The organism is Actinomadura rubrisoli (assembly GCF_004349215.1).
Taxonomy (GTDB): Bacteria; Actinomycetota; Actinomycetes; order Streptosporangiales; family Streptosporangiaceae; genus Spirillospora; species Spirillospora rubrisoli.
Window position 1 is genome coordinate 1 of the sequence record NZ_SMKU01000456.1, and the last position, 6,200, is coordinate 6,200.

General features: G+C 70.3%; 5 protein-coding genes and 1 pseudogene. 3 read left to right on the plus strand and 3 right to left on the minus strand.

The window, feature by feature from the left end; translation table 11 throughout:
• Positions 1-237 (plus strand): annotated as a pseudogene (locus E1298_RS42740) (DUF6882 domain-containing protein); the annotation flags it as partial.
• Here E1298_RS42740 and E1298_RS42745 read toward each other — a convergent pair.
• From E1298_RS42745 to E1298_RS42755, 3 genes are all read right to left on the minus strand, one after another.
• A complete protein-coding gene (locus E1298_RS42745) occupies positions 234-638 on the minus strand; it encodes a hypothetical protein (RefSeq protein WP_131903100.1) in 405 nt (134 codons plus the stop codon). The pseudogene E1298_RS42740 and the gene E1298_RS42745 sit on opposite strands and share 4 nt — an antisense overlap.
• Before the next feature lie 4 nt (positions 639-642).
• The gene (gene dnaE / locus E1298_RS42750; protein ID WP_131903101.1) at positions 643-4,173 is read right to left on the minus strand and encodes a DNA polymerase III subunit alpha; all 3,531 of its coding nucleotides are present in this window, start codon (positions 4,171-4,173) and stop codon (positions 643-645) included.
• Between the two features lie 218 nt (positions 4,174-4,391).
• The gene (locus tag E1298_RS42755) at positions 4,392-5,225 is read right to left on the minus strand and encodes an AraC family ligand binding domain-containing protein (protein WP_424923210.1); all 834 of its coding nucleotides are present in this window, start codon (positions 5,223-5,225) and stop codon (positions 4,392-4,394) included.
• Between the two features lie 306 nt (positions 5,226-5,531).
• On the opposite strand from E1298_RS42755, the gene E1298_RS42760 reads away from it, so the two are divergent.
• Together E1298_RS42760 and E1298_RS42765 are read left to right on the plus strand one after the other, a co-directional pair.
• Positions 5,532-5,903, plus strand: a complete 372-nt coding sequence (locus E1298_RS42760) for a chorismate mutase (protein WP_131903103.1) — start codon at positions 5,532-5,534, stop codon at positions 5,901-5,903.
• A 58-nt stretch (positions 5,904-5,961) separates the two neighbouring features.
• Positions 5,962-6,200, plus strand: a 239-nt coding sequence (locus E1298_RS42765) for an AzlC family ABC transporter permease (RefSeq protein ID WP_131903104.1), incomplete at its 3' end; no start/stop codon positions are given.

Consider the following 6,200-nt stretch of genomic DNA (forward strand, 5'->3'; position numbering starts at 1 on the left):
CGGGACCCCATCCCCGTCGCCCGGCTGCTCACCAACGCCGCGAGCCTGTTCCCCCACGAGCCCCGGCTGACCCTCGCCGGGCTCCTCTCCCACCACCGCGTCCCGTACCGGCAAAGCGACGCGCTGACCGAGCTGTGGCCGCCCGGCGGCGGCACCGCCCGCGCCCACTTCGACGGCCTAGGCCGCTTCGTCCACTGGGAAAGCGAACTGCGCCCCGCCGCCCTCGGCTCTATTTAGTACAGCTCGGTCCAGTGGGGGCGGGCGTCGGTGACGGCGAAACCCACGCGGGGGATCTCGGCGGGCGCGTTGGGTGCGCCGGTGGGCGGGGGCAGTGGACGCGGCTTGGTCTTGCGCAGGCCCTCGTGGACACGGCATCCGCATCCCGGGTCCAGGGGCGCGGGGCAGCCCTTGACCGCTTCGCGGAGCGCGGCCGCGTCCGGCGCGTCCATCCGCCACCACCAGTACATGTCGTACGTCTCGGGGGCGCCGGTGTCCCAGTCGTCATAGGAGTAGTGCTCGATCAGCGCGCCGGCACAGGACGTGCACGAGCCGACCCAGTAGTGGCCCGAGGCGCCGCGGGACAGGACGACCAGCGTGCCCGTCCTCGGGTCGTCGCAGCAGCGAGCCGCCTGTGCCACCGGGTCAGCCCAGGCAGGACGGGCCGAGCAGCTGCTTCAGATCGCCCATCAGGGCCGGGGACGGCGCGACGCGGAGCTTGTCGTCCAGCCGGACGACCGTCGTGCGCGGGCCGTTCTGCAGATGCAGGTGCACCTCGGCCGAGCCGGGATGGGTGATCAGCACCTCCTTGAGGCGCGAGACCGTCGGCGGCGTGCAGCGGCCGAGCGGCAGCGTGACCGACAGCGGCCCCGTCGCGTCGGTGACGGTGAGGTCGGGCTGCAGGACCTCCATCGCGATGATCTTCGCGACGTCCTCCCGGCGGTCCAGGCGGCCCTTCACCACCAGGATCGCGTCCTCGGCCAGCAGCGTCGAGCACAGCTGGTAGGACGACGGGAAGCACAGCACCTCGATCGAGCCGCCCAGGTCCTCCAGCTGGAACATCGCCCACGAGTTGCCCTGCTTGGTGACCTTGCGCTGCAGTCCCGACAGCAGGCCCGCCACGACGACGACCTGCCCGTCCGGGCGCTCGCCCTCGTTCAGGACCGCGATCGTGCTGTCGGCCTCGCGCTCCAGGATGTGCTCGACGCCGAGGAGCGGATGGTCGGAGACGTACAGGCCCAGCATCTCCCGCTCGAACGCCAGGAGGGTGGTCTTGTCCCACTCCTCGCCCTCCGGGATCACGACCGCGAACGCGTCCTCGCCGCTGTCGTCCTCCATCGCGCCGAACAGGGAGTCCTGGCCGATGGCCTCCTTGCGCTTGATGTCGATGACCGAGTCGATCGCCGGCTCGTGCACCATCAGCAGCGCCTTGCGCTCGTGCCCGAGCTCGTCGAACGCGCCCGCCTTGATCAGCGACTCCACGACCCGCTTGTTGCACACGATCGGCGGGACCTTGCCGAGGAAGTCGTTGAAGTCGGCGTAGGCGCCCTTCTCCTTGCGGGCCGCGACGATCCCGTCCACCACGTTCGTGCCGACGTTGCGGACGGCCGACAGGCCGAACCGGATCTCGGTGTCGCCGAGCGGGGTGAAGTCGGCCTCCGAGGTGTTGACGTCGGGCGGCAGGACCTTCAGGCCCATGCGGCGGCACTCGCTCAGGTACAGGGCGCTCTTGTCCTTGTCGTCGCCGACGGACGTGAGCAGGCCCGCCATGTACTCGGCCGGGTAGTTCGCCTTGAGGTAGGCCGTCCAGTAGGAGACCAGCCCGTACGCGGCGCTGTGCGCCTTGTTGAACGCGTAGTCGGAGAACGGGACGAGGATGTCCCACAGCGTCTTCACGGCCTCCTTCGAGAAGCCGTTGTCGACCATGCCCTGCTCGAAGCCGACGAACTGCGCGTCCAGCTCCGCCTTCTTCTTCTTGCCCATCACCCGGCGCAGGAGGTCGGCCTTGCCGAGCGTGTAGCCCGCCACCTTCTGCGCGATCGCCATGACCTGCTCCTGATAGACGATCAGGCCGTGGGTCGTGTCGAGGATCTCCCTGAGCGGCTCCTCCAGCTCCGGGTGGATCGGGGTGATCTCCTGCTGGCCGTTCTTGCGGAGCGCGTAGTTGGTGTGGGAGTTCGCGCCCATCGGGCCCGGCCGGTACAGGGCGCCGACCGCGGAGATGTCCTCGAAGTTGTCCGGCTTCATCAGCCGCAGCAGCGAGCGCATCGGGCCGCCGTCGAACTGGAACACCCCGAGCGTGTCGCCGCGGGCGAGCAGGTCGTAGGTCGGCTGGTCGTCCAGCGGCAGTTCGAGCAGGTCGACCTTGACGCCCTTGTTCTTCTCGATGCCCTTGAGCGCGTCATCGATGATCGTCAGGTTCCGCAGGCCCAGGAAGTCCATCTTCAGCAGGCCGAGCGTCTCGCACGTCGGGTAGTCGAACTGCGTGATGATCGCGCCGTCGGCGTCCCGGCGCATGATCGGGACGTGGTCGGTGATCGTCTCGCCGGACATGATGATCCCGGCCGCATGGACGCCCGTCTGGCGGATCAGGCCCTCCAGGCCCTGGGCCAGGTCCATGATCTGCTTGACGTCGGTCTCCTCCTCGTACAGCTTCCGCAGCTCGCCCGCCTCGCCGTGGCGCGGGTGCTTGTCGTCGAAGATGCCCGACAGCGGGATGTCCTTGCCCATGACGGCGGGCGGGAAAGCCTTGGAGATCCGGTCGCCGAGCGCGTACGGGAAGCCGAGGACGCGGCCGGCGTCCTTGATGGCGGCCTTCGCCTTGATGGTGCCGAACGTGGCGATGAAGGAGACCTTGTCGGCCCCCCACTTCTCCGTCGTGTACCGGATGACCTCGGCCCGCCGGTCTTCAGGGAAGTCGATGTCGATGTCGGGCATCGAGGCGCGCTCGGGGTTCAGGAACCGCTCGAAGATCAGCCCGTGCGGGATCGGATCCAGGTCGGTGATGCCCATCGCGTAGGCGATCAGCGAGCCGGCGGCACTGCCCCGGCCCGGCCCGACCAGGATGCCGTTCTCCTTCGCCCACATGATGAAGTCGGCGACGACGAGGAAGTACGACGGGTACCCCTTGCCGAGGATCACGCCCATCTCGTAATCGGCCTGCTCCTTGTACCCCTCGGGCAGCCCGTCCGGGAAACGCCGCTCCAGGCCCTTCCAGACCTCCTTGCGGAACCAGCTCTCCTCCGTCTCCCCCTCCGGGACGGGGAAGCGCGGGCTGAGGTCGCGGTACTCGAACATGCCCGCCGGATCCACCTTCTCGGCGATCAGCAGCGTGTTCTTGCAGCCCTCCAGCCAGATCTCGGACGAGTCGATCGAGCGCATCTCGTCGGCGGTCTTGATGTAGTAGCCGCTGCCGTCGAACCGGAACCGGTCCGGGTCGGCGAGCTGCTTGCCCACCTGGACGCACAGGAGCGCGTCGTGGGCGGTCGACTCCGACTCGTGCGTGTAGTGCGAGTCGTTGGTCACCACCGGCGGGATGCCGAGCTTCTTCCCGATGTCGATCAGGCCCTGCCGGACGCGGCGCTCGATGTCGAGGCCGTGGTCCATCAGCTCCAGGAAGTAGTTGTCCTTGCCGAGGATGTCCTGGAAGGTCGCCGCCGCCTTGAGCGCCTCGTCGAACTGCCCGAGCCTCAGCCGCGTCTGCACCTTCCCCGACGGGCAGCCCGTCGTGGCCATCAGCCCGTCGGCGTGCTCGGCCAGGAGTTCCTCGTCCATGCGCGCGTACTTGAAGACGAAGCCCTCGGTGTAGGCGCGGCTGGAGAGCTTGAACAGGTTGTGCAGGCCCGTCCGGTTGCGCGCCCACAGCGTCTTGTGGTTGATCAGGCCGCCGCCCGAGACGTCATCGCGCTTCTGGCTCGGCTCGCCCCACTGGATCTTCTTCTTGTGGAACCGCGACTCCGGCGCCATGTACGCCTCGATGCCGATGATCGGCGTGACCCCGGCCGCCGTCGCCTGCCTGTGGAAGTCGTAGGCGCCGTGCATGTTGCCGTGGTCGGTCATCGCGATCGCCGGCATCCCCTGCCTGCCGACCTCCTCGAACATCTGCTTCAACCGAGCGGCCCCGTCCAGCATGGAGTACTCCGTATGGACGTGCAGATGAACGAACGAGTCCGCCATGCCTGATGCGCCTCCTGCTCGTCGACATGCGACCGCCCACGTGCCATCGACACGTGGTCGCGCTATCGGTCCGGGGGAAGATCGTCAACCCGGAAGGGACACCGGGATGACGCGGTCCTGAGAGCCTAACCCGCACCGCGCGCGGCGCGAACCCCGACACTCCGGATGCCCCAGATGCCCCACATGTCGTGGAACGCCCCGCATGTCCCACCCTGGGGTCACCGCCCGCGCCGTCCCGCCTGGGCGGCGCTCTGGTAGGCGCCGGGCGGGACACCGACGGTCCGCTTGAAGTGGCGGGTCAGGTGGGCCTGATCGGCGAATCCCGTGCGCCCGGCGACCTCCGCCGGACGCAGGCCCTCGTCAAGCAGCGCGCGCGCCGCCCGCACACGTACCTGGTTGAGGTAGGCGTGCGGCGGCAGGCCGACCGTCGTACGGAACGCCCTCAACAGCGGGAACGGCCGCGTTCCGACCTCCTCGGCCAGCTTCTCCAGAGAGGGCGGATCGATGAGCCTTGCATGAAGCAGGTCACGCGCCTCCCGGACGATGGGCGGCATGGCCACCGAGCCATCGCCGCCCGGGACGTGCCGGGCGTGCCGGGTCAGCAGGTGCGCCAGGGCCGTCCGCAGCATCGTGGAGACGGCCAGCGCGTCCCCCGCCTCACCCGCCCGGTGCAGGGCGCTCAGCAGGCGGGCCGTGGACGGGTCGTCCAGGACGGCGTCCGGGAACACCGGGGTGCCCCGCGGCGCGCCCAGTTCGGCGGCGATCCCCTCCACGACGGCGACCGACGGGTAGATCACGCGGTAGGTCCAGCCCTCGGGCGTCCCCGCGTGCCCGGTGTGGACGACGTCCGGGTTGACGACCGCGACGGAGCCGGGGCCCGCGCGCTCGACACCGCCCCGGTGCTCGAACTCGTCCACGCCCGCTTCGATCACGCCGATCGTGTAGCCGGGGTGCGTGTGCCGGGCGAATCGGTGGGTCACGAAGCGGGCCCGCAGCAGATCCACCTCGGGCAATGCGGGATGCCGCCAATAGCGCGCGACCTCTCCCCCCATATCGGACATGCTAGCCGGGCGGTCTCGATAGCCGAGACGATCCGTCCGGAAGTTGACGCGCCCCCGGCGTCCCGCTCTACGATCGCGGGCATGGAACGTCGCCATTTCAGGTTTACGCGGCCGGCTCCGGGCGAGCCGGTCCGCGTCACGACCTGAGCGACGACCCCGGAGCCGGCTAAGGCAGAGACCCCCCGCGAGTGACCCGCTCGGGCTCTGCCTTTCGTCATGGACGAGCACTTGTCATGAACGAGCGCGGCCCGGGCACGGACTCCCAGTGCGCACGGCCGCCGCCAGAGGGAGGCCACAATGCACGACCAGGTACTGGACCCGGCCGACGGCCACGGCGCGGCCTGCCCCGCCTGCGAGTCGCAGGCCGCGTCCGAGGAACTGCGGGTCCGGCTGCCGTCCGCCGAGGCGATCACCACGCTCGGCGACGCGCGGGCGGCGATCGACGGCCTCGACGCCGCCCTCGCCGCGCTGCTGGAGCGCCGCGCCGCCATCGCCGCCGTCGTCCAGCGCCTCAAGCCGGTCGGCGGCTTCGCCGGGCGCGACCCCGAGCGCGAGCGCCGGATCGTCGAGGCGATGGCCGAGCACGCCCCGGCCCTCGGCCCCGACCGCCTCGCCCGCATCATGAACGCCGTCATCGAGACCGGCCTCGACGCCGCCGCCGACCGCTGACCGAGAGGGTGCAGGAACGTTCAAGACTCCCCAAGTGGGGGCGCCTAGCGTTCGCGGGATGAACGGGGTCGGGTGTGATGTGGCGGGGGCGGATGCCTCCGAGGCCGAGGAGGAGCGGGGCCTGGACGCGGCCCGGCGGGCGGCCGTCCGGGACGGGCTGGGCGTGGGGCTCGCCGTCGGCATGTCCGGGCTGGCGTTCGGGGCCGCGGCCGTCACGGCGGGCCTGTCGGTGGCGCAGGCGTGCGCGCTGAGCCTGCTCGCGTTCACGGGGGCGTCCCAGTTCGCGCTCGCCGGGGT